This window comes from Phycisphaeraceae bacterium, from assembly GCA_020639155.1.
In the GTDB taxonomy this organism is placed as follows: domain Bacteria; phylum Planctomycetota; class Phycisphaerae; order Phycisphaerales; family UBA1924; genus JACKHF01.
Map to the genome: position 1 here is coordinate 2,208,351 of JACKHF010000001.1, position 21,148 is coordinate 2,229,498.

General features: G+C 56.3%; 21 protein-coding genes. 8 read left to right on the forward strand and 13 right to left on the reverse strand.

Annotated elements, in window-relative coordinates; translation table 11 throughout:
- Positions 1–66 precede the first annotated feature (66 nt).
- Positions 67–1,221, reverse strand: coding sequence for a tRNA lysidine(34) synthetase TilS (tilS, locus tag H6815_09285; protein ID MCB9860630.1), 1,155 nt, complete (start codon positions 1,219–1,221; stop codon positions 67–69).
- Between the two features lie 38 nt (positions 1,222–1,259).
- On the opposite strand from tilS, the gene H6815_09290 reads away from it, so the two are divergent.
- The 4 genes from H6815_09290 to H6815_09305 all read left to right on the forward strand — a co-directional run bounded on the left by H6815_09290 (position 1,260) and on the right by H6815_09305 (position 6,653).
- Positions 1,260–2,090, forward strand: a complete 831-nt coding sequence (locus H6815_09290) for a hypothetical protein (protein ID MCB9860631.1) — start codon at positions 1,260–1,262, stop codon at positions 2,088–2,090.
- Positions 2,091–2,295: 205 nt separating this feature from the next.
- Positions 2,296–2,928: a LemA family protein gene (locus H6815_09295; protein MCB9860632.1), complete on the forward strand. Its 633-nt coding sequence runs from the start codon at positions 2,296–2,298 to the stop codon at positions 2,926–2,928.
- 49 nt (positions 2,929–2,977) lie between these two features.
- Positions 2,978–4,612, forward strand: a complete 1,635-nt coding sequence (locus tag H6815_09300) for a hypothetical protein (GenBank protein MCB9860633.1) — start codon at positions 2,978–2,980, stop codon at positions 4,610–4,612.
- Between the two features lie 58 nt (positions 4,613–4,670).
- The gene (locus H6815_09305) at positions 4,671–6,653 is read left to right on the forward strand and encodes a M48 family metallopeptidase (GenBank protein MCB9860634.1); all 1,983 of its coding nucleotides are present in this window, start codon (positions 4,671–4,673) and stop codon (positions 6,651–6,653) included.
- Here the strand turns inward: H6815_09305 and H6815_09310 are convergent, their stop codons facing one another.
- Genes H6815_09310 through H6815_09320 form a run of 3 tightly spaced genes read right to left on the reverse strand, consistent with a single transcriptional unit; the run spans position 6,654 to position 9,901 of the window.
- Positions 6,654–7,442: a hypothetical protein gene (locus tag H6815_09310; GenBank protein ID MCB9860635.1), complete on the reverse strand. Its 789-nt coding sequence runs from the start codon at positions 7,440–7,442 to the stop codon at positions 6,654–6,656.
- A gap of 9 nt (positions 7,443–7,451) precedes the next feature.
- Complete coding sequence (locus tag H6815_09315) at positions 7,452–8,915, reverse strand: ABC transporter permease (GenBank protein ID MCB9860636.1); 1,464 nt, start codon at positions 8,913–8,915, stop codon at positions 7,452–7,454.
- Positions 8,912–9,901: an ATP-binding cassette domain-containing protein gene (locus H6815_09320; GenBank protein MCB9860637.1), complete on the reverse strand. Its 990-nt coding sequence runs from the start codon at positions 9,899–9,901 to the stop codon at positions 8,912–8,914. Before H6815_09320 ends, H6815_09315 begins: the two co-directional genes overlap by 4 nt.
- Positions 9,902–9,974: 73 nt before the next feature.
- Here H6815_09320 and H6815_09325 point away from each other — a divergent pair, with 73 nt between their 5' ends.
- Entirely contained in the window at positions 9,975–11,177 is a 1,203-nt protein-coding gene (locus H6815_09325; GenBank protein MCB9860638.1) for a PCRF domain-containing protein, read from the forward strand.
- Positions 11,178–11,180: 3 nt separating this feature from the next.
- Here H6815_09325 and H6815_09330 read toward each other — a convergent pair whose 3' ends face one another.
- Positions 11,181–11,750, reverse strand: coding sequence for a hypothetical protein (locus H6815_09330; GenBank protein ID MCB9860639.1), 570 nt, complete (start codon positions 11,748–11,750; stop codon positions 11,181–11,183).
- 295 nt (positions 11,751–12,045) lie between these two features.
- Here H6815_09330 and H6815_09335 point away from each other — a divergent pair, with 295 nt between their 5' ends.
- A complete protein-coding gene (locus H6815_09335) occupies positions 12,046–12,549 on the forward strand; it encodes a hypothetical protein (protein MCB9860640.1) in 504 nt (167 codons plus the stop codon).
- Positions 12,550–12,733: 184 nt separating this feature from the next.
- On the opposite strand, the gene H6815_09340 is transcribed toward H6815_09335, so the two are convergent.
- Together H6815_09340 and H6815_09345 are read right to left on the reverse strand one after the other, a co-directional pair.
- Positions 12,734–13,168 carry a DUF1801 domain-containing protein gene (locus H6815_09340; protein MCB9860641.1) on the reverse strand — a complete coding sequence of 145 codons (435 nt, stop codon included), beginning with the start codon at positions 13,166–13,168 and terminating at the stop codon, positions 12,734–12,736.
- A gap of 46 nt (positions 13,169–13,214) precedes the next feature.
- Complete coding sequence (locus H6815_09345; protein ID MCB9860642.1) at positions 13,215–14,237, reverse strand: hypothetical protein; 1,023 nt, start codon at positions 14,235–14,237, stop codon at positions 13,215–13,217.
- 264 nt (positions 14,238–14,501) lie between these two features.
- On the opposite strand from H6815_09345, the gene H6815_09350 reads away from it, so the two are divergent.
- Positions 14,502–15,323, forward strand: a complete 822-nt coding sequence (locus H6815_09350) for a hypothetical protein (protein ID MCB9860643.1) — start codon at positions 14,502–14,504, stop codon at positions 15,321–15,323.
- Here the strand turns inward: H6815_09350 and H6815_09355 are convergent.
- From H6815_09355 to H6815_09375, 5 genes are all read right to left on the reverse strand, one after another.
- Entirely contained in the window at positions 15,289–15,759 is a 471-nt protein-coding gene (locus H6815_09355; GenBank protein ID MCB9860644.1) for a DUF1801 domain-containing protein, read from the reverse strand. The two genes, H6815_09350 and H6815_09355, sit on opposite strands and share 35 nt — an antisense overlap.
- A 123-nt stretch (positions 15,760–15,882) precedes the next feature.
- A complete protein-coding gene (locus H6815_09360) occupies positions 15,883–16,431 on the reverse strand; it encodes a hypothetical protein (protein ID MCB9860645.1) in 549 nt (182 codons plus the stop codon).
- Positions 16,432–16,501: 70 nt separating this feature from the next.
- Positions 16,502–16,972, reverse strand: a complete 471-nt coding sequence (locus H6815_09365; protein ID MCB9860646.1) for a hypothetical protein — start codon at positions 16,970–16,972, stop codon at positions 16,502–16,504.
- A 53-nt stretch (positions 16,973–17,025) separates the two neighbouring features.
- Positions 17,026–17,535, reverse strand: a complete 510-nt coding sequence (locus tag H6815_09370; GenBank protein MCB9860647.1) for a hypothetical protein — start codon at positions 17,533–17,535, stop codon at positions 17,026–17,028.
- A gap of 193 nt (positions 17,536–17,728) precedes the next feature.
- On the reverse strand, positions 17,729–18,577 hold the full coding sequence (locus H6815_09375) for a thiazole synthase (protein ID MCB9860648.1): 849 nt from the start codon (positions 18,575–18,577) through the stop codon (positions 17,729–17,731).
- A gap of 167 nt (positions 18,578–18,744) precedes the next feature.
- Between H6815_09375 and aspS the strand changes: the two genes are divergently transcribed.
- Complete coding sequence (gene aspS / locus H6815_09380) at positions 18,745–20,556, forward strand: aspartate--tRNA ligase (protein ID MCB9860649.1); 1,812 nt, start codon at positions 18,745–18,747, stop codon at positions 20,554–20,556.
- On the opposite strand, the gene H6815_09385 is transcribed toward aspS, so the two are convergent.
- Positions 20,557–20,817, reverse strand: coding sequence for a hypothetical protein (locus H6815_09385; protein ID MCB9860650.1), 261 nt, complete (start codon positions 20,815–20,817; stop codon positions 20,557–20,559).
- Positions 20,818–21,148: the final 331 nt, after the last annotated feature.

A 21,148-nucleotide genomic window follows, 5' to 3' on the forward strand; every position in this document is an offset into this window, starting at 1 on the left:
GTGTTGCTCCGGGGCATGTGATGGGATGGGTTCGGATCGTATCCGGCTCAGCCAGCACGATGCGGTCTACTCGCCAGACTTCGCAGCAGTCACGTGCTCCCGTGTGATTGTCCACTCGACAAAGCCCGTTTGGATCGTCTTTGTGGAGCCGTCCGATGAAAGGATCGCATCGATAAGCGAAGCAATAACAGGCTGGGTGACACGGTCCATCCCAATGTTTTCTGAGAGATCCAGGATCACTGCGCGAGTCAGTTCACCAAGCGTGATCGCGTGCGATTCGTGAAGCCTGCGCCGATCGAGCGTGATGTGCAGGTTTGATCGTTCGATCACAGCTGCTTCATACAACTGGTCAGCATGTGATTGCACAAGTTTGTGTGTGTTCGACACTAGATCGGCAGCTGTGCTGACGTGCTCGGCAGCGCGCTCGAACCTGTCATGGATAAGCGGAGCGAGTGTGTGCCTGATATACGCGCGCGATCGCGAGAGATCGTCGTTTGTCGTGTCGTGCTGCCAGTCGGTGTTGCACAACCTGCAGATGTTAACAGCATCTGCACGCGAGATACCCAGCATCGGTCTGATGATCGAGTAGTCCGGTGAGAGTCTACGGATCGGTGCGATGCCAGAGAGCCCCTTCAAACCTGAGCCACGGAACAGGCGCATGAGGACAGTTTCGAGCTGATCGTCTGCGTGATGGGCTGTCGCAATAGCAGGGCAGGCGTGGTCGTACGCGATGTCGTGCAACGCGTCGTATCGCCGAGCGCGTGCGAGCGACTCTGCGTTCGATCCTGCGTCTTTGCAACTGATCGAACGTGTGACAACCGGAATGCCCAGTGCGGTGCCCATAGCATGAACGTGGTCGGCATCCTGCTGGGCAAGCGAAGGCTCACGCATGTCGTGGACGATGTGGCCGAGCACGAGTGTGTCTGGTGAGTTCCGGCAGGCTAAGGCCAAGATCAGCGTCAGAGCGGTCGAGTCGGCACCTCCCGAGCAGGCGATAAGGGTACGAACTGGCTCTCCTGTGCCGGTTTGTGCGGGCAAAGGCGCAAAGTCTGCGCGGTCGTGCGGTCGGTTCTGCGCAGATAGGACGTTGCCAGCCCGGTTTGGCGATACAGAGGATGCACGAACCTGCGAGCAGAGATGCCGCCAGCGGGAAATGACATCACGCACGCGCTGGTCATGGCGGATCGGATCGAAGGGGAATGTTGGCCGGGGTTCGGTCACGAACGATGGTAGAGAGCAGTGTCACGAGCAGATAGAACATGACGACGCATCTGATCCAGGAGAGTAGTCAGCAACCCGAAGCAACCGGGCTCGCTGCCAATCAGGCGTATCTGGGTGATCAGCCGAGTGAAGACACACAATCAGGGACGCAGGCTGGGCCAGCACTTCCAGCCCAGCCTGACGCAGTGCAATCAGCCCCTCCCATCGTGCTTCACAGGCCTGCGACGACAACCAACGAGTCTGTGGGCTTTGACGTGCCGGGACTTGCGGATGAACACAACACAGTCACAGCGGAGCAGTCGCTACCGGATGCTCAGCCTGCAAACATGCTGAAAGATGTTCTTGCGCCGACGCTGATGGCGCTGGGCATTGTGGCGCTGCTCTGGACCTCGCTGCGGATTCTTCGTAAGCGGGCGATCAGGATGCGCAACGCACCGCGGATCTCATCGCACGAAAAGTTGCAGGCGATCAAGGAGAAGGCTGAAAACGAGTACAGCACCAGACATCATGCCGATTCGGTGATGGCGCAGCTCCTTGAACAGGCGCAACAGTTGACTGCGACAATGGATAACAAAGCATTGATTCTCGAGCGATTGATAGCAGATGCTGACGATCGAATCGAGAGGTTGACGCGTGCGCAAGGCCCTGCAGCGACTCCATCCCAGTTCGGTGATCATCCAGCGCCTGCTCCATTTGAAGCGGGGCCTCGAATAGGTACCAGAACGACATCACGTAATGTGCCAGATGACCATCAGGAGATCTACGACATGGCGGACCGTGGGCTGCGCTCTATCGACATTGCCCGCAGGCTTGACCGAGAAGTGGGGCAGGTGGAGTTGATTCTGTCGCTCCGTTCTCGCAGCGCGTAACATATCTTGACGTTGACTGGCGTCCGAAGCGCCCGGATTTGGCTTTGTTTGGCTTGTTCCGGACGGGGCTGATGCAATCAAGCTGAACGAACTCCCAACAAAGCAGCCAGCATTGGGCGAACTTTACGTTCGCCTGCTCGACTATGATCGTTGCAGCGAAGAGCAACGAGTTGAGTGTTGCTTTGGTGTTTGATGGGAGGTTGCAATGGTTGGACTGACACTTGGTCTCAGCACACTCTTAGTCGGTGCCGGTATTGGCCTTGCCATATTGGTTGTCATCCTGCTGTATTCTGTTGGCGTATTCAACAAACTTGTATCGCTTCGCGAGCGGTTCAAGAACGCATTTGCGCAAATCGATGTGCAGTTGGTTCGTCGCTACGAACTCATCCCCAACCTCGTTGAGACTGTCAAAGGCTACATGAAACACGAGAAGGAGACGCTGGAAGCTGTGATCAGTGCGCGCAATGCAGCGATGTCAGGGTTGCAGGCAGCAAAGGCTAATCCCGGAAATCCGCAGGCGATGCAGCAGTTGATGAGTGCTGAAAACCAGTTGGGTGGCGTTCTCGGTCGTCTGTTTGCTGTTGCCGAGGCGTACCCGGACCTGAAAGCATCCGCAAACATGCAGCAACTGACAGAAGAACTCACCTCAACAGAGAACAAGATCGCCTATGCGCGTCAGGCATTCAACGATGGAGCCACCATCTACAACGAATACAAGAAGCAGTTCCCGCAACTGATCGTCGCTGCTCTGACCGGGCACGGTGAGCACGCCGAGTATCTGGAGTTCGAGCAGAGCAAGATCGAAGCTGCGCAGGACGCTCCGAAGGTCAGCTTCTAACTCTCTTCACTCTTCTATAGTGGAAACAACCTGATTATTCGAGGATACGGTGGACGAGCCTTCTATTGCTCAGCCTCGCAAGGGATTGTGGTCTCGCCTCTGGGTGGTGTCATTGCCGGTTGCGCTGTGGTTTGCAGCGACGCTTTTCCTGCTGGGGAATATTGGGCTTCAGCAGGATGACTGGTTCTATGTTCTTCGTGATGCTGAGACCGATCATGTCAAATCGTTGTGGTTTACAGGGGAACTCCACTTCTTTCGTCCGTTGTTTCGCATTTTTGTGCCAGCGTTATGGACGCTCTGCGTCAATCTGCCGTGGATTGCTCATGTTGTGACCGCGGTTGTGCATGGTGTATGCGTGCTCTCAATCTTTCGGCTGTGCAGAACACTTCGGCTCGATCATTGCTCATGCATGGCTGGGGCGCTGTTGTATCTTATTCATCCGGTGCATGAGCAGTTGATGCTCTGGCCGACATCGATGCCGACAGCACTCGGGATTGCATTTGCGGTTGAATGGCTGCGTGTTGCTGTGTTGTATAGTCAGCGTGATACACATCGATCGCAATCAGATCGCATTTGTGGCGTGCGAGGGCCCGTCACGCTTGTGGCTGGACTTGCTGCAGCAGCATTTGCTGTTGCGGCAATGAACGAGCAGTCGGTTATGGTGTTGTGTGCTGCGCCAGTTGCGGTTGTGTTCTTTGGATCAGGTTCTATAAAGCGCCGAGTCAGTCTGGGGGCTTTGATCAGTTGTGCGATTCTTCCGATGCTCGTTGTATATCTGTGGATGCATTCTGTTGCGTGTTTTTCTGTGGATACGGGAAATGGTTCTGTGGTACCTCTTGCTGATGCGGGTCGAAGGCTCCGCGAACTGGGGCATCAGGTGTTGTCGGGCATGTCCATGGAGCACTTCTTTGACGGTGCATTCTCAACAGGGATGAGAACGATTGGGCATCGCTGGTTTGTTGCGGTTCCATTGATTGCGTGCATGTGTGTTGTCGTGCGTGGATGGTGGAACTGGTGTGCAAGCAGGCCCGACGCAGTCCATCTTCGCAGTGCTGTGCTTGCCATGCTGTTTGGCGTTGTGATCTTTCTGTTCGGATGGCTACCAATTGCTCGTATTTACTACTGGATGGGATCGCGCCTGCACGGTCCGCCGATGGTTGGTGTTGCAATCTTCGTTGCTGGGCTCGGTTCGTGCATCGCGTGCATGCCATGGAACACCGCTCACCGAGTCTTGCGGCATTGCGCGGTGGCTGGCATGCTCATCGGCTCGCTGGTCTGCGTTGTTCTGATGATCGGTGTGCAGCAGGCATACCGCGACCGCTGGCTGCGTGATCTGAAGGAACTTGATAATCTGGTGGCACTCGTGCCGAATCCTCCGAAGGGCGCGGTGTTTGTTCCCACCTTTGTTGCGTGGCCGAGACCGCTGACAGGAGATGGGCAGTTCGATTTTGGCAGGCGCGATGTGTTTATTAGCTGGTGGTCCAGCGCGTGGGTTGTTCGCAGGGCGTTCCATCGGCGTGATATCTGGTGCTCATGGACAGACTGGCAGAGTCCACAACTCGTCAGGATCGATCGTGAGCATGGCACCGTGCACACACCCGAGGGAACATTCGATCTTTCAGCGGTCATTCTATTTCGCGTCGATCCCGATGGGAATGTTGCACTTGTGCCCAAGCCCGATTGAGAGGATGCTACGATTTCTGCAACACGTCTCCTGTTTTTCCAACCAATGATGCAGCACAATGGATTTCTTTGAGCATCAGGACAGAGCACGCAAGCACACAGGCCGACTGGTCTTCCTGTTTGTTGTTGGCGTGGTCTCGGTAGCGTGTCTCGTTGGCCTGCTCATCGTGATGGTGTTTGGGGTTGGGGCTTCCCGGACAGAGGGCTCCAATGAACTGCTGTCACTCCAGTGGCCGGTAGCTGCGGGTACATCACTGCTGACCATGGTCGTGATCAGTCTGGCGAGCATGGGCAAGTCGGCACAGCTGAAGTTCGGTGGCGGGAGGATGGTCGCCGAGAGTCTTGGCGGCAGGCTTGTCACGCGCGAGACTGCTTCGCCGGAAGAGAAGCGACTGCTCAATGTTGTTGAGGAAATGGCGATTGCATCCGGTGTGCCTACACCACCGGTCTATGTCATGGATCGCGAGAACGGGATCAACGCGTTCGCTGCGGGCAATCGCCCAGAGTCCGCGGTCATTGGTGTGACACGCGGCACCGTGCAGACAATGTCGCGCGATGAACTCCAGGGCATCATTGCGCACGAGTTCTCGCACATTCTCAATGGCGACATGCGCATCAATATCAGGCTGATTGGATGGATCTTCGGTCTGATCGTCATCAGTATTGCTGGCCGGGTGCTGCTGCGTTCGATGTGGTACACGGGTTCGGGTGTGCGCGTTCGATCGAGTCGAGACAGGGACAGCGGGGGCGGGCAACTCGCGATCATAGGGCTCGGTATCGGTCTGATGGTGCTCGGCGCTGTGGGCTCGTTCTTTGGAAGATTGATCCAGGCGGCAATCAGCAGACAGCGTGAGTTTCTTGCTGATGCTTCCGCGGTCCAGTTCACACGCAACCCCGATGGCATTGGAAGCGCGCTCAAAAAGATTGCGGGTGTTGGTTCGCGTATTGAGAATCCGCACGCGAGTGAGTGCTCGCACATGTTCTTTGGGTCGTACGCCTCACTGTCCTCTGTGTTTGCAACACATCCTCCGATCAATGAACGCATCGCAAGGATTGATCCCCGGTGGGCCAAGCTCACAAGCGAGCAGCGATCTATGGAGTTGCGGGAACTGAAATCCCGTGCAGTAGCGTCTTTGCAGGGCGGGCGCGGAGCAGCAGGGTTTGCTGGCGCTGAGACAAGCAGCGGTTCTGTTGTGGCAAGTGTGAAGCCGTCCACTGCGGTGATTGAGTCTATCGGCAAGGTGCACGAGCACCGTGTTGACTTTGCCGAGCGCGCGGTTGCTGCGATGCCTAAACGCATCCGAGAGGCGGCCGGCGAGCCCTTCGGCGCGACAGCACTGTTGATGGCGATCGTCTACTCGAACGATAACGATGTGCAACAGGTTCAGGAGCAGACGATACAGGGCTTGAAGATCCGTGGACTCACACACGAAGTTCGCTCATTCGTCCCGATCCTTGATACGCTGGATCCTGTGCTGCGATTGCCGACGCTGGACCTGCTTCTGCCGACACTTGCTGCGCTGAGCGAGAAGCAGCGCACGCTGTTGGTTGGCGCTGTGCTTGAGATGATCCGCGCAGATCAGAGGGTGGATCTTTTCGAATGGGCACTCCATCGGATCGTGTCGATCCACCTGCGAGGTGGCGAGCCGTTGGTGATGCCACGAAGGACACTGCTCACTCGGGAACAGCCTGCATGCACGGATGTGATGTCGGTGCTGGCAAGTGCTGGCGCTCCGGATGCAGAATCAGCAGGGCACGCGTTTGCGCGCGGTGTTGGTGTGCTCTCACAGGCTGGGATTGGCACATTGCGATATGAATCTGGCAGAACGCTCAGAGATCTCGACCAAGGACTTGACATGCTCGACAATCTCTCTATCGCGCACAAGCGTGTGTTCCTGCTTGCGTGTGCAGCGGTTGTTGTTGACGATCGAGTCGTGACGGTTGCTGAAGCTGAGTTGCTGCGTGCGGTAGCAGATTCGCTCGGCGTACCCGTGCCGCCGATCGTGCTCGAACTCCGCAGCGCCCAACTTGCGTCTTCCTAGTCAGGCTGTCGCACAGACGAGCACTTGATCGCTCTCATCAAGGTCCTCAGCAAAGCTCGCTGGCACGACATGCACATCGCCGTTGTCATCGAGTGCGATTTCATCTCGCACGAACACTTCGACTTGAGCAAACCCCGCTTCGTGCATGGCATCACGCAACTCGACAATAGACCACAATCTCCAATCGTATTCGAATGCGCTGGGAAACTCGGTCACAGCACCGTCTGATTTGGTGACAACAAAGTGGAGTGCGTTTTGGACGCGGTTGGTCAGCAGATCAACGTGCTGCTGTTCCCAGCAGTATTCGATGTCCTCACCATCCGGGCCTGCAAACTGCTGCACGATCTCGCCGGTCATGAGTGAATCCGAACCAACGTACAAGTCGCACGCGAAGAACCCGTGGGGGAGCAAGCGGGATCTGGCGTGTTTGAGATACGCCAGCAGGTCTGACCGCGCGTGCCATTCACAGATTGCAAAGTTTAATCCTGCAATGATGTCGGCTTTTTCGTGCACATCCATGACATTTGCGCAGACAGGAGTGACACGTTCGATGTCGTAGGCTCGTTCCAAGGGTTCGGGATCAGCATCAATCGCAAACGCGTGACTGTCTGTGACAGCTTTGACCCACTGGCGTGCGAGTGCTCCTGGGCCTGCGAACTCGTCAGAAAAGACAAGCGGATGTGACGCGACGCTCTGCCGATTCGCAAACCACGCGTGGATAGCGCACAGGACAGCGATGTCTGTCTCGGGTAATTGCACGCACAACTGGTACAGGTCGTACTTGTCCATATGGATGCGTTAGGCCATTCTGATCCACTTGATGAGCGTGGCAAAGTTCGGCGGCTTGCCATGCAGCAGCAGCCCGATACGGAAGATCTTTGCGCTCATCCAGACGAGCACGAACGCACCGACGATCGCTGCGAGCATTGCAAGCCCGACCTCCCAGATTGGGGGCGGATCTGACGAGACCACGCGCAGCATCGTAATAAATGGCCCAATGGGTGGGATAAAGCTCAGCACGATCGCCATGAGGGAGTTTGGATTCTGGCTGATCGGATATCCCAGCATATATGGCACAAACAGGCACAGATAGACAGGGGTCACAAGAGATTGCGCTTCACGCAACTCTGACACAGCTGCGCCCATTGCAGCGATCATCGATGCCATCATGATGTACGCAAGGATAAAGAAAGCAATGAGCAGCACAATGTCGGTCGGTTTGATGAGATGCATCATGCTGAACGCGGACAGCGCGGTGAATCCTGCCGCAAGGTAGAGCACCATCATCGTTAGGCCAACGCCCATCTGCCCGAGAATCTTTCCCGCCATCAACTGCAACGGTGAGACGGCTGAGAGTAACACCTCGACAACCCTGCTGGATTTCTCCTCAATGGTGGTTGTCAGCAGGTACTGGCTCCCCGTTGTTACAGCAACGATCATCACAATGATCAGCAGAAATGGAAGGACAGCGCGAAGGCCACTCGTGCTGCCCGTATCGCCCTTCTCGGTAATCTCGTTTTCCTGATTGGCACCAGCAACGCTGACAAGTGTGCGAAGTGTTGCAGCATCAGTTCCGTTGCGATCATACCGAACTGCTCGCACCGCTTCGACCATGACATCGTGGAGAATCGATGTGACACGATGATCGAGCTTCTGGTGAATGAGAAGCTCGTACCCGCCGAACGTTGGTGTCTCATCCGACTTGATCACAGCGTTTGGTGCGACATCGATAATTGCAATCGGCCCGCCTGTGCGAGGATTTGGATTTGTGAGCACCTCGTCGCGTGCTTCGGCTTTCTCGTCGTCGGTCTGGATGAACTTGAGCGTAAGCGCACCATGAAACCCGTCGAGTTTGTCCATCATCTTGTCGGCTGCTTGTATCGCGGGATTCGCTTCGCCGGCCTTTTCAGCGGCTGCGTTCCGCAACGCTGCTATTGGATTTGCCCGTCGATCAAGCTCTTCCTTTGTTATGCGCTGCTCGATCGCAGCCTGGAGTTCGCCGGTCCGATCAAGCACAACGATCTCCCCGTTGGTTTGTGGCGGTGCGGGGTTCATCAGCTTGGGACCGAAGTACCCGACGATAAGACCCGCAACAACCGGGACCAGCACAGCACCCACAAAGAATCCCTTGGTCACGACGGTTGCCATGTACTCGCGGATCGCGACGTGCAACGTTCTTGCGAGTCCTCCCGGCGACTTTGATCCGTGTGTGAACGTGCTGGATGTGCTGTCAGATGGTGTTCTGTCGTAGTCCGCGCTCATGCTGACACCCCCGCAAGTTCGTGTGCTGGCTGCTTTGACTTTGCAAGCCTGATAAAGACTTCTTCCAGCGAAAGTTCTTTGAGTTCGACGCGTCGAGCTTCAACGGTTGATGCGATCGCACGAATTGCGTCGGCATGTCCAGATCCGTCGTTGAGTGTGACGAGAAGATCAGCCTTTGTTTCCGTATCTGCTGAGCCCGTGTGAACCTGGTTCACGCACGAGAGTTGTGTTAGCTTCGTCGTCGCCTGCTCTACCTCGTCATGCGTCGGTTTGGTGTGATCTGTATCAAGATTCACAAGCACAGTTGAACTGGTCTCGCGGCGCCTGACACTTGTTAGTGAATCATCGAGTACGAGCCTGCCATCAGAGATCATCGCGATGCGATCGCAGAGCTGTTCCGCCTGATGCATAACATGGGTCGAGAAGATCATGGTCTTGCCAGCATTGTGCTGCTCAAGGAACAAATCACGCAGCAGGCGCATGTTGACCGGGTCAAGGCCGCTGAAGGGTTCGTCGAGGATGATCAGTTCCGGGTCGTGGATGATCGTTGCGATGAACTGGACTTTCTGCTGCATGCCCTTGGACAGGTCCTCGCAGCGTTTCTTCAGACAATCACCCAACTCAACGCGCTCAAGCCAGTCTGTGATCCTGCTGCGAAGCGTCGGCCCCGGCGCGATGCCCTTGAGCTTTGCCATGTACTCGATGAACCCGCCGACGCGCATCTTCCGGTACACGCCTCGCTCCTCGGGCAGGTACCCGATCCGGTCCTTTGCGAGAATGGCTGACGACTTGCCAAGCACCTCGATCGTGCCCGAATCCGGAAACAGGATGGACATCAGCATGCGGATGGACGTGGTCTTGCCCGCGCCGTTTGGCCCGATGAGACCAACCAGTTCGCCCTGCTTGATTTCCAGGTCCAGATGATCGACCGCGACCTTCGTGCCGAAGGTCTTTCGCAATCCCTGCAATCGGACAGCATGCTCCACGAGTCTGGCTCCTTCCGGGACGGGACGGGGTGATTCTGCCGGCGGTGGTAATGGGGAATGGTATCGGCTGACAATGCGGGCAGACACGCAGCGCAGCGTGCTGTTTCTTGGGATTCGTGCCTATCGGATTGCTGGCAGACAGCGTGAAACATGCGATCTTTCGCCTATGCTCAGCACTATGCCGGGCATTCTCTCGACAATCGATCCAGTCCTTCGCGAGAAGCTGGAAGAACTTGCAACCCAGTACGACGCACTCGGGACTGAACTGGAAGATCCTGACGTGCTTTCCGATCATCGGAAGGTGCGCGAGCTGTCCATCAAACGCAGCGCGATCGAATCGGCTGCACTCGGTGTGAAACGACTTCACGAGATCGAAGCAGAACTGGTCGATCTGCGTGAGAGCGCCGATGGTGACGATGCCGAACTGGCGGAGCTTGCGCGCGACGAGATCGCCCAGCTTCAGGATCAGGCCGAGACTCTCCTTGCGACAGTCAAGAGTGATCTGGTGAGCGCGGACGATCGTGCGGTGGGATCGGTTATGATGGAACTCCGCGCAGGCACCGGTGGTGATGAAGCGGGGCTCTGGTGTCGCGATCTCCTGCAGATGTACGAGCGCTACGCAGCGATGAAGAAGTGGAAACTGGAACTGCTCGATTCCACCGTTGATGACGGCGTGGGCGGGATACGGCACGCGGTTGTGAGTGTGAAGGGTGAGGGTGTGTGGCAGGAACTCGCGTTCGAGGCGGGCGTGCATTCGGTCAAGCGCGTGCCCGCAACAGAAACGCAGGGGCGCATCCACACGTCGACAGCAACAGTTGCGGTGCTCCCCGAGCCCGAAGAGGTCGAGGTGACGATCGACTGGGCAAATGACGTCGTCGAGCATGTGACAACAGCGCAGGGGCCTGGCGGGCAGAACGTGAACAAGGTCGCAACAGCGGTCCATCTTGTGCACGAGCCGACCGGCATCGAGGTGCGTATGCAGGAGAGCAAAAGCCAGCAGCAGAACCGCGAGCGCGCCAAGCGTTTACTGCTCGCTCGCGTGTACGAACGCGAGCGTCAGCAGAAGCAGGCCGAGCGTGATGCTTCACGACGCGACCAGATCGGCACAGGTGGACGCAGCGAGAAGATCAGAACCTATCGCTATCAGGATGGGATAGTCTCAGATGAAAGGCTCGGCACGAAGTTTCAGCTACGCGAGGTGCTTGCGGGCGAACTGAACTCGTTGATGGAAGCGCTGATCGAGCAGGAAACCGCACGCAGACTCGCTGCACTGTGAATGTTACATGAGCGCTGCCTGCGCATCATCAATCGCTGCAACGAGTTCGTCGCTGCGCATCGATCCGATCAGCATATTGCGTTCCTTGCTATTGGCATCTGTGTAGACGATATGCACGCCACGATCACCAGCCATGTTATACACGTTGCCGTACTTTCGTGATCGGCGAATGCCCCAGCCACCGGTGTCAACGAGCGGGTTGTACTTTACTGCACTTGCGCTGGTGATCTGCTGAAGCTGGATCGCTTTTCCCCAGAACGGTCTAACCCTGACGCGCAACTCGTTTGTGGTGACCGTTGTGCGCTGGCTGACTCCGAAGATTGCAAACAACTCGATACTGCTTGCTAGGGACAAGACGAGAAGAAGCTGAGGCCAGTTTGTGCCTTGTTTCTGGATTCCGACAATTAGGATTACCCCAGTCATGATGCAGAACGAGAGTGGAAGCATGACACGCGCGATCATGTTCGACCAGAGGCGCTGGACCTCTGTAAAACGATCACCAGTCTGGTCGACTCTAGTTTGCTCGCTGGCTGCGAATGAGCTTTTTTCAACTGATTGTATTTCAGCAGACATGATCCTGATTCTATTCGGGAATGGAGCGCACGCGTTTCTGTCCTTGGGCAACTTGTGCCCGTTCGAAAAGGGGTTCATCGTGCCCGAACTCCCTTTGATCATTCTTTGCTCACATCCGTTATCATTATGAAAATAATGAACCAGCGAAAAAGGGCAGGATTTGAATCAGAGAGGGCTCAGAAACTGGAAGCAGAGGGCAGGAACAATCAGGGCGAAAGTAAATAGGAGGTCGTCCACGCCCTGTTGGGTACGCTTATGGCACGATGTCTTGCGATAGCCGGACTGGAGTTGTGAAATGCGGGACTACAGCGAAGAAAACGAGGACCAATCGGGGATGGGCGTCTCCGTGTCGGTGGTTATTGTGCTTGTAACTATTCTGTACAGCGCGATTGCCAGTGAGTTGCAACGGGTTGGTATCTTTCCATCTGCTGAGGTGCTCGACCAGACATGGCCGGTGCCGGACAAAGGCACGGTTCGTTGGCACTTTGTTGCTGCACTGCTGCTAGCCATCATCATTCCATTTGGTTGGGTGTGCTCTAGTTTCTATAGCAGCAAAGACGATCGGCAACGCGTGCGTCGCGTACTTCTAGACGTGGTGTTCGGACTGCTGGTAGCCGGTGTCATTCTTGTGATTGCGTACTTTGCGTACGGACCTCGTCTCTGGGTTGAGCCGTGGCTTGACGTTGGCCTCGGACGAGGAAGAAGACGTGTTACACCATTCACTTTCTATCTCATCTCAGGTCTTCCGATGTTCGCGCTTCTCTCGGCGCGTCTTGCAACATGGTTCCGCGCCTCCTGAGCGAACATATTCTCACAATGGATATGGCTGGCTTTAGGTATCAAAGAGGCGTGCTAGATCGTGCTTTACGCGATATTCCAACAGATCAGTTAGCACAGATAATCTGGCGGAGTTGACTCGCTGTACTTCATGTGTGGGGCATTGTTTGCATTCTGTGTATGTGGTCACTGTGCCTTCAAACCGACTATGCAGACTGCCGCCATCCGGGCAACACACTCGCCTGCTTCACCCACGACATAAGCTGCGCCGCATTGATCTGCTCGTCCTCGTGGATGTGGACGTACCGGGTTTCATTTCCCCTCGATTCCACTGGCGGTATCGGATGCAGCGACGTGCCATTGAAGAACGCGACCTTGATGTACCTCGTGTAGCAGTGAAAACTGAGGAACCATCCGCGCCCCTCGGCGCCGCCATAGAACGGCGAGTTCCATCGAACTGCTTTGCGCACACTGGGGCATGCTTCAGTAATGATCGCGTCGAGGCGCTCGCCCGCCTCGCGTTTCCATCCCGGCATTGCAGCGATGTACGCCTGCACGGGTGTATTGCCGTCGGCCTTGGCGATCTGAGGATTGCCGCCTGAGAGCAGTTTGGGTGCGTTGGTGCTCGTCTTCTTCGCCATCACAGCCGCTCCACTTCCGTCTCGCACGGATCAGGCAAGCAACATCTCAGCGTTCCTCGTGCGCTTCTTCGCCGCTCTTCTTGGCAGGCTCTGACTTCACCCAGATCGCCTCGACAAATCCGTACATGTTCGCGCCCTTGATCGTGACGCGCGGCGTGATGTAGTCGATGTGCGGCTCCATAGTCAACGCTGTACTCGGGAGATTCTGCACCTTGCCATCCTTCACATTGATCACAAACGACCGGATGAGAGCGCCGTCGGATGTGCGCGTGATCTCCAGTCTGTACTCGCCGTCGGCACGAGTCCAGTCAGACAGCATGAACGGTTCAGCGTTCGGAATCTCACGTCTTGTGTGTGGATGAAAGAGACTGATCTTTGTTGGCTTGTAATGCCCCTGGCTGAAGAAACCCAGCGTTTCCTTCGAGTGCGCGATCACATCGTCGCCATGCTTGAGCGTTGCGACAAACATGTCCTTGGTCTCGCCCTCGGCAAGATCGCGCCCGCCGAGCCAGAGATTGAGCTCCGGAAACGGCGCATCCTTCCACGTGTTCATCGTGAGATATCCATACACGCCCCACATGCCGTAGAACCGGTATGTTTTCACGGGGTTAAAGGGATCGTCACCCTCGGAGGTCTGCTCAAGACCGAAGGGCAGGCGCGAGACAGGTTTCCCGTCGATCAGATAGACGAGGCTGTACGTGCCCGGTTCTGTGAGCGTGAAGTCCGCAGGTCCGACCTCGGACAACCGCGCAAAGACACCCTCGCGCCAGCGAGGATCAGGATAGAAGGTGTGGCTGGCGATCACCGTGTTGGTTGAATCGACCAGCGCCACACCCGCGTTGATCTCGCCCTCGGGCGCAAACGCGAGATCGATGTCGCGGATGCTGATCAATCCCGACTCGTCATCGAAGTAGATGTTCATCATGGACTGGTATGTGAACGCGGGCTCGGGAGCTGTCATGGGGACGATAATCGCGTCCGTTTCCACGTCGTGCGCACTCGCTGGCGCGATGGTTATCGCTGAGAGTGCGAGCACGGCCAATCCTGTACGTTTAAATGTCAACGGCATGATTTCCTCTCTCTGTACCCAATGTCATCATCCGAGCAAGCCCACGCGAACGCAGAAGGGTATGCAGGATTGACTGGTTGCATCGACACAAGCATAGAAACACATGCAAGCCGATTATGCTTTCGCGTTGATCTTCTACGAGCGATTCGGACGAATCTAATTAGTTTTTCTTCATCCTATTATCGCCCTGCGAATCCGGACCTTTTGATCAGATTCGTTCTGCCGCAATAAATATGGTACAGCGTAAAGACCAACGGAGGACACATGGCAAAGAGCCAGCCGCGGCCACAAGACACACAAACTCAGCATCAGCCAGCGTTCTTCGTCATTGAAGATATCTGGTACGAGCCCGAGCAACCACTGAATGAACCGCTGAAGCAACTCGCTCCTGAAAGGCAGAAGGAGGCTCTTCGTTGGCTAAGTGAGTTTCACGAGTTACCTGATCATCTTGTGGTGGTGGTTGGAGTTTCGTATCTCGAACAATCGCTCAACCGGTTGCTCAGCAGCAGTATGATCGACGATCCTCAGGCGAGTAAGGGCCTCTTAGAGGATCGTGACGCGCTTACGTTTAGCACCTGCATCCAACTCGCGTATTGCATGGGCTTGATTAGTCGCCCAACGTCTCAGGCTCTTGGCCAGCTTCGCAAGATCCGGAATCAGTTCGCACATGCTGCTCGTCCGCTGTCCTTTGACGACGACACCGTCAAAGACCGAGTTCGGTCACTACCTGAAACAGTCTTATCTCAGGTTCTAGGCCCGCCCGACCTGCGGAACCGATTTATAGGCCTATTGCTTTCTGTTGAACTCGTGCTAAAGGTGAGATGGCAACACTCCATGAATCTCCGTCCGGCGAAGTTGTCGTTATTGGAGTGCGAATTCTTGGAGCGCAACGAACGGCAGAAATTATTTGCGCGAATCTTGCAATGGCAGGAACAGAACCGAATAAAGACCGACGGTACGACCAGTACCAAGTCATTTCCTTCTAAAGACGGTCTTCCGATGATTTACCCAGCAGCACCGAGTGCAGAGGTGATTGTTCTCATGATGCCGTTCACTCCCTTATCGCCTCCCGCACCAGTTTCTTGAAGGCTGTCGCGTTGATCGTGTCGTTCTCGCGAATGTCGATCGCTCGCCGGGTGTTCCCGTCGAGGCTGGAGTTAAATAGCTTCGTTGGATCAGCGAGCGACGCACCGTTCGCAAACGTCAGCTTCACCTTGTCCTTGTAGGTCTCGCCGGTGCAGATGATCGCGGTTTTCCCATCGTGCGGATGCGACCAGACGGGCACGCCGCCGGGGTTTGATGGTTTTCGCCACTTGATCTCCTCGACAACGTCCGGGTCAGCCTGCCTGATGAGTGCCCTGACGTGCGCAAGCATGTCGCCGCGCCAGTCACCAAGCGCCGCAATCATGGCGTCGATCTCACCGGACGCTGAGTTGTGAGACTTTGCTGGGGTCTTCTTTGTTGTTTTTTTCGTCGTCTTCTTCTTTGCAGCCGGCTTCTTCGTGACGGTTTTCTTTTTCATTGGTGGTACCACTCTGTTCGCATGGCGGTTGTTTGCACGCACGCGATTATTCGATCCGCGCAGGCCGAAGTCCTGCCCTGAGTGAGCGATGGCAATGAAGTGGGGAGGGTGACGCTGGGAGCTTCACACAGAGCAGTTGATCGACGCAGGCGCTTTCACTGCGTGTGCATTCCGCCCGTACTTGCTGTGCAGTGTGCCGCACTCCGGGCAACGGGTCGCGTCTGTTGCGCGCAGATCGTACCCGCACGAGATGCAGTATCCGACCCTGCATCTGCGCATGCACAGGAGCACGACGGTGCATGAGATCAGTGTTGCGGCACCTGTCACGAGTGCGGGAGATGCGTACTGCTCGCTGAACGGGAGTGTAATCGCGGATATGCACGCTGCGATCAGTGCAACGACCACGCCCCGGACGAAACGATCACTCGCTGATGAATCGCTGCGAAACAGACGACGTGGTGAAAGCTTGTCGATACATTCAAAGACAAGAATGAACGGGATGACGGGAACAACAACAACAATCATGAGCAGCGATAGAGACATGGGTTGTGTGCCGAGCATCGCGTTTTCAACCCAGTCGTACACGATCAGCGCGCGACCACCGTTTGCAGCATTTGCGACCACCATCAGCAGCATGTTGACAACACAAAGACCGAGGAGAAATGCGGGCATATCAGTTACTTCCTGTGCTGCTTTGGTTTGTGCTGCCAGGGGGCGGGGGTGGAGGAACAAACGCAATAGATCATACAAGGCACTGCATGTTGCGGTTGAAGGGAGTGAAAGTTGGAATCGGTGGCTTTGGTTTGCCTGCGAACCATGCGCGAATCGTCGTAAACGGCTGAAGGCTTGCGATGCGATCCCGATCGGTGTTCCCCTTGGCTACGAGAGCCCACGTGGTGCTGACACCGAAAAGCAGTAAGGCTGCAACACGTACAACGCCGCGCACCATCTTCTGCCGAATCGCGCGCAATCCGACCGGGCAGTCCTGCGTGATGACAGTGCCGTCCGCACGTTTGTACATGCGTATGCACAGACGGTCGCCCTCGGCATTTCGGATGAGTTGCGTTGCTTCATCGCGTGTCATGCCCGAGATGTTGTGCACATGCAGCTTGCACATTTCGCAAAAGCGAGTGCGGTCGTCGCCGACCATCTCGTCCCAGTTCATGGGGCAGGGTGATGCGATACGTATGTCCTCAAGCTGTGGGAGTTGCATGATTTCGTTTCCAGAAGATGGGCGTGTTGTGGAACGTGGACAGACTAGAGTTTCTACTCATTTCCAGAGGATGTTGGCGTATTCGTCGGCGCTGGGGTAAAGCAGATATCACCCATCACCATCATTTGCTGCGGTGGAGGCAATATCTTTGGTTTTCCTGCAAACCACGAACGGATTGTTGTGAAGGGTTGCATGTCTGCGATCCGTTCACGAGCGTCGTTGTTCCTGCTGACTGCTGCCCATGCAGCGCTGGCGCCGAAGAGCAGAATCGCTGCAACGCGCGCAACGCCTCGCACCATCTTCTGCCGAATCGCGCGCAATCCGATCGGGCAGTCCTGGGTGAGGATTGTCCCATCGGCACGCCTGTACATACGCACGCACAGCCGGCTACCTTCAGCATTGCGGATGAGTTCCGTGGCTTCGTCGCGCGTCATTCCTGTGATGTTGTGGACGTGCAGTTTGCACATCTCGCAGAAACGAGTGCGATCATCACCGGCCATCTCGTCCCAACTCATGGGGCAGGGCGAGGCGATGCGAATATCCTCAAGCTGTGGCAACTGCATACGTACCTCCGACGAATGTCGTGGAGAACCAGTGGTGCTTTCTAAGAGGTATTACCCGTATCGGTACGCTGGGTTCCGTTGCATTGTTCAGGTTGGAGTACGTTACATTTCCTTGACAGAAGTGGCAATAGATGCGAACAAACTGATTACAGACATGCGGTAGAACACAATTTCAGAAGAATCGGTTGTAGCGTTACTCGCCCGGGATGTACGAGATCGTGCCTTCCCACGGGCTCGATGCTATTGCGTAGAGCTTCTTCGGGATGCGCCCTGCGCGTGCTGAGTGGTATCCGGCTATGCACGCGTGGCGCATTGCGTGTGCCATGGAGACTGGATCCTGCGCGTGCGCGACAGCTGTGTTCAAAAGCACACCGTCAGCGCCGAGTTCCATTGCGACAGCGACATCACTGGCGCTGCCCACACCCGCATCCACAATGACGGGGTAGTTTGGGTCGTTGTGCTTCAGCTTCTCAAGGCACAGCACAATATTGTTCGGGTTGAGCACGCCCTGGCCGGAACCGATCGGGCTTCCCGCGGGCATGACGCTCGTCGCGCCCGCATCCTTGATCTTCGCAGCCATGATCGGATCGTCACTCGTGTAGCACAACACCTCGAACCCGTCCTTGACAAGTTCCCTGCACGCCTGCAATGTGCCAGCGGGATCGGGGAGCAGTGTCGTGCGATCACCCAGCACCTCCAGCTTCACCCAGTTCGCACCGGGGTTATCGAGCTGGTCGAGAAGTTCGCGTCCGAGTCGTGCGACCCGCACCGCGTCGTCGGCATCGAAACACCCAGCTGTATTCGGGAGGATGGTGTACCGCGACAAATCCAGCGCGTCGAGCAGCGATTCCCCCTTGTCGTTGTACAGTCGCTCACGACGGACAGCGACTGTCACAACCTCCGCACCCGATGCGTCGAGCGCATCAGCCATCACTTGCATCGTCGGATACTTGCCCGTGCCGACGATCAGCCTGCTGGTGAAAGTTCTGCTTCCGAGGGTGAAAGCGGGGATTGCATCTGTGACTGTGGCGGCAGGGGCCATGAAACCGTCCTCTCTCGTAAAAACTGCGTTAGAAACAGGGTAGCGCGGGGTTTACGGAGGTTCGAATCGTGCGATTCGGCGACTCTGCGGAAAAAACGGCTAGACTCCCCGCCCATGCCCGTTCGGGACGATAGAACGGGTGATTTTCGCACTGCTGGAGCATCGCAATGACAGTCTCAGGTGTCGGCCGCACACACACATGCGGCGAGATTCGTGAATCTCATGTCGGACAGACCGTGACGTTGTGCGGATGGGTGAACTCGCATCGCGGCCACGGGTCCGGTTTGGTATTTATCGATCTGCGCGATCGGTTCGGACTGACACAGCTGGTCTTCGATTCCGAGGATGCCGCACCCGAGATGGTGAAGCTGTCCGATGCTCTCCGGTCCGAGGACGTTGTGCGCGTGGTTGGCGTTGTGCGCGCTCGTGATGGAAAACCAAACCCCAAGCTCGCGACGGGTCGCATTGAAGTGGTCGTCAAGGAACTGACCGTGCTCGCGAAGACGGAGACTCCGCCGTTCCAGCCGTCCGACACCGACAACCTGCCGGGCGAGGAGCTGCGCCTGAAGCATCGGTTCCTTGATCTACGCAGGCCTCGGATGCAGACCATCCTGCGCACGCGCCATCGCGTGACGCAGATTGCACGCAACTTTTTCGACCGCGAAGGGTTCCTTGAGATTGAGACCCCGATCCTGTGTCGTTCCACACCTGAAGGCGCGCGCGATTTTCTTGTGCCCTCGCGTCACGTCGAGGGCGCGTGGTACGCACTCCCGCAGTCGCCGCAGTTGTTCAAGCAGATTCTTATGGTCTCAGGGTGTGACAAATACCTGCAGATCTGCCGGTGTTTCCGCGACGAGGATCCGCGCGCCGACCGCCAGGCAGAGTTCACGCAGATCGACCTTGAGATGTCGTTCGTGGATCGCGCGGATGTCATGGATGTCATGGAACGGTTTGCGACGCTCCTCTGGAAGGAAGTACTCAATGTCGAACTGCCGAAGTTTGACCAACTGACCTACGCCGACGCGATGGAAAAGTATGGTTCAGATCGCCCCGACCGTCGCTTCGGGCTTGAGTTGTGTGATATCTCGGACATCGCAGCAAAGACGGACTTCCGTGTGTTTGCTGATGCACTCGCCAAGCACCACGGCATGGTCAAGGCCTTCCGCGTGCCCGGCGGCGCTGAGAAGCTGACACGCAAGCTGACCGACGGATACTCAGAGTTCGTCAAGCAGTTTGGCGCGGGTGGCGTGCCGGTGACAAAGGTTGTCGCGAAGGACGGGAAATCAGCATTCGACACCGGGATCGCCCGTTTCGTCGAGAGTGTGCAGGATGAACTGATCGCGCGTCTCGGCGCAGAACCCGGCGACACAATTGTCTTCGGTGCTGACACCAAGCGCATTGTCAATCGTGCGCTCGGTGAGCTGCGCCTGAAGATTGCAGAGGATCTTGATCTCATCCCAGCGAACACATGGGACATGTACTGGGTGACGGACTTCCCCATGTTCGAGTACGACGAGGAAGCGAAGCGCTTTGTTGCGTTGCACCATCCGTTCACCGCGCCAGCGACGCATGAACTCGAACGATTCATGAGCGTCGACCCATCGAATGTTGACGATGTGGAGTCCATTGTCAGCGCGGGGTATGACATGGTCTGCAACGGGTCAGAGATCGGTGGCGGATCGATCCGTATCCATCGCCAGGATGTGCAGTCGCGCGTGTTCGATCTCATCGGGCTCACGCGCGAGCAGGCGAAGGAGAAGTTCTCGTTCCTGCTCGACGCCCTGAAGTTTGGTGCGCCGCCGCATGGAGGGATTGCGTTCGGGCTTGATCGTCTGGTCATGCTGCTCGCGGGTACTGACAACATCCGCGACGTGATCGCGTTCCCCAAGACGCAGATCGGTGGCGATCTGATGACACAAGCCCCGGGCGCAGTAGAGCAGGCGCAGCTCGCCGAATTGCACGTGAAGAACACTGTGTAACTATTCGATGGTTTCCGGTTGTTCAGTTTCCGGTGAGTTCGTATCAATGTCGGACGTGTCGGTCTGAGTCTGCGCCCATTCCTGCATTCCCTGCATGATGCTTCGAAGTTGGGACGAGTCTTTCAATTGCTTTGCGTGATTTGCGTGGTTTGGTGTGTTTCTGGGTAGTGCAAACACAAGAAATGCAGCGTACATCCCGAGCAGCATAAGTACAGTAATAACATCAGCACGTGAGATGCGATAGTTTCTGGTTTGTGTCATGGCTGCCCCATTTCGGGCTCGTCCGCGGATGTCTCTGGTTGGGCTTCAGACCAATCCTCCATGCTCTGGACAATACCGATGAGATGCGACCGGTCCACTCTCTCTGATTCGCTGTTAGCCCAGATTGCCATGCTCTGGACGATCCCGCGAACTTGGGAAGCATCCTTGTGGACTTGCGTATGTCCTGAGTGTCGTACGGGTGTTGTCGACATGAACATGACTGCGACGACAATCCCAAACGCCAGTGAGCACCCTCCAACGAAAAGAAATTTCTGGCGGGTTGAGTACGTACCACGACCACTTTGATTCTTGTTTTTCATGTGACCTCCCC

What these genes read in the sequence shown, in the direction of transcription:
- H6815_09290 (MCB9860631.1), top strand. Translation starts at nt 1,260, where the DNA reads ATGACGACGCATCTGATCCAGGAGAGTAGTCAGCAACCCGAAGCAACC.
- H6815_09295 (MCB9860632.1), top strand. Translation starts at nt 2,296, where the DNA reads ATGGTTGGACTGACACTTGGTCTCAGCACACTCTTAGTCGGTGCCGGT.
- H6815_09305 (MCB9860634.1), top strand. Translation starts at nt 4,671, where the DNA reads ATGGATTTCTTTGAGCATCAGGACAGAGCACGCAAGCACACAGGCCGA.
- H6815_09310 (MCB9860635.1), bottom strand. Translation starts at nt 7,442, where the DNA reads ATGGACAAGTACGACCTGTACCAGTTGTGCGTGCAATTACCCGAGACA.
- H6815_09315 (MCB9860636.1), bottom strand. Translation starts at nt 8,915, where the DNA reads ATGAGCGCGGACTACGACAGAACACCATCTGACAGCACATCCAGCACG.
- H6815_09325 (MCB9860638.1), top strand. Translation starts at nt 9,975, where the DNA reads ATGCGGGCAGACACGCAGCGCAGCGTGCTGTTTCTTGGGATTCGTGCC.
- H6815_09330 (MCB9860639.1), bottom strand. Translation starts at nt 11,750, where the DNA reads ATGTCTGCTGAAATACAATCAGTTGAAAAAAGCTCATTCGCAGCCAGC.
- H6815_09335 (MCB9860640.1), top strand. Translation starts at nt 12,046, where the DNA reads ATGCGGGACTACAGCGAAGAAAACGAGGACCAATCGGGGATGGGCGTC.
- H6815_09340 (MCB9860641.1), bottom strand. Translation starts at nt 13,168, where the DNA reads ATGGCGAAGAAGACGAGCACCAACGCACCCAAACTGCTCTCAGGCGGC.
- H6815_09345 (MCB9860642.1), bottom strand. Translation starts at nt 14,237, where the DNA reads ATGCCGTTGACATTTAAACGTACAGGATTGGCCGTGCTCGCACTCTCA.
- H6815_09350 (MCB9860643.1), top strand. Translation starts at nt 14,502, where the DNA reads ATGGCAAAGAGCCAGCCGCGGCCACAAGACACACAAACTCAGCATCAG.
- H6815_09355 (MCB9860644.1), bottom strand. Translation starts at nt 15,759, where the DNA reads ATGAAAAAGAAAACCGTCACGAAGAAGCCGGCTGCAAAGAAGAAGACG.
- H6815_09360 (MCB9860645.1), bottom strand. Translation starts at nt 16,431, where the DNA reads ATGCCCGCATTTCTCCTCGGTCTTTGTGTTGTCAACATGCTGCTGATG.
- H6815_09365 (MCB9860646.1), bottom strand. Translation starts at nt 16,972, where the DNA reads ATGCAACTCCCACAGCTTGAGGACATACGTATCGCATCACCCTGCCCC.
- H6815_09370 (MCB9860647.1), bottom strand. Translation starts at nt 17,535, where the DNA reads ATGCAGTTGCCACAGCTTGAGGATATTCGCATCGCCTCGCCCTGCCCC.
- H6815_09375 (MCB9860648.1), bottom strand. Translation starts at nt 18,577, where the DNA reads ATGGCCCCTGCCGCCACAGTCACAGATGCAATCCCCGCTTTCACCCTC.
- aspS (MCB9860649.1), top strand. Translation starts at nt 18,745, where the DNA reads ATGACAGTCTCAGGTGTCGGCCGCACACACACATGCGGCGAGATTCGT.
- H6815_09385 (MCB9860650.1), bottom strand. Translation starts at nt 20,817, where the DNA reads ATGACACAAACCAGAAACTATCGCATCTCACGTGCTGATGTTATTACT.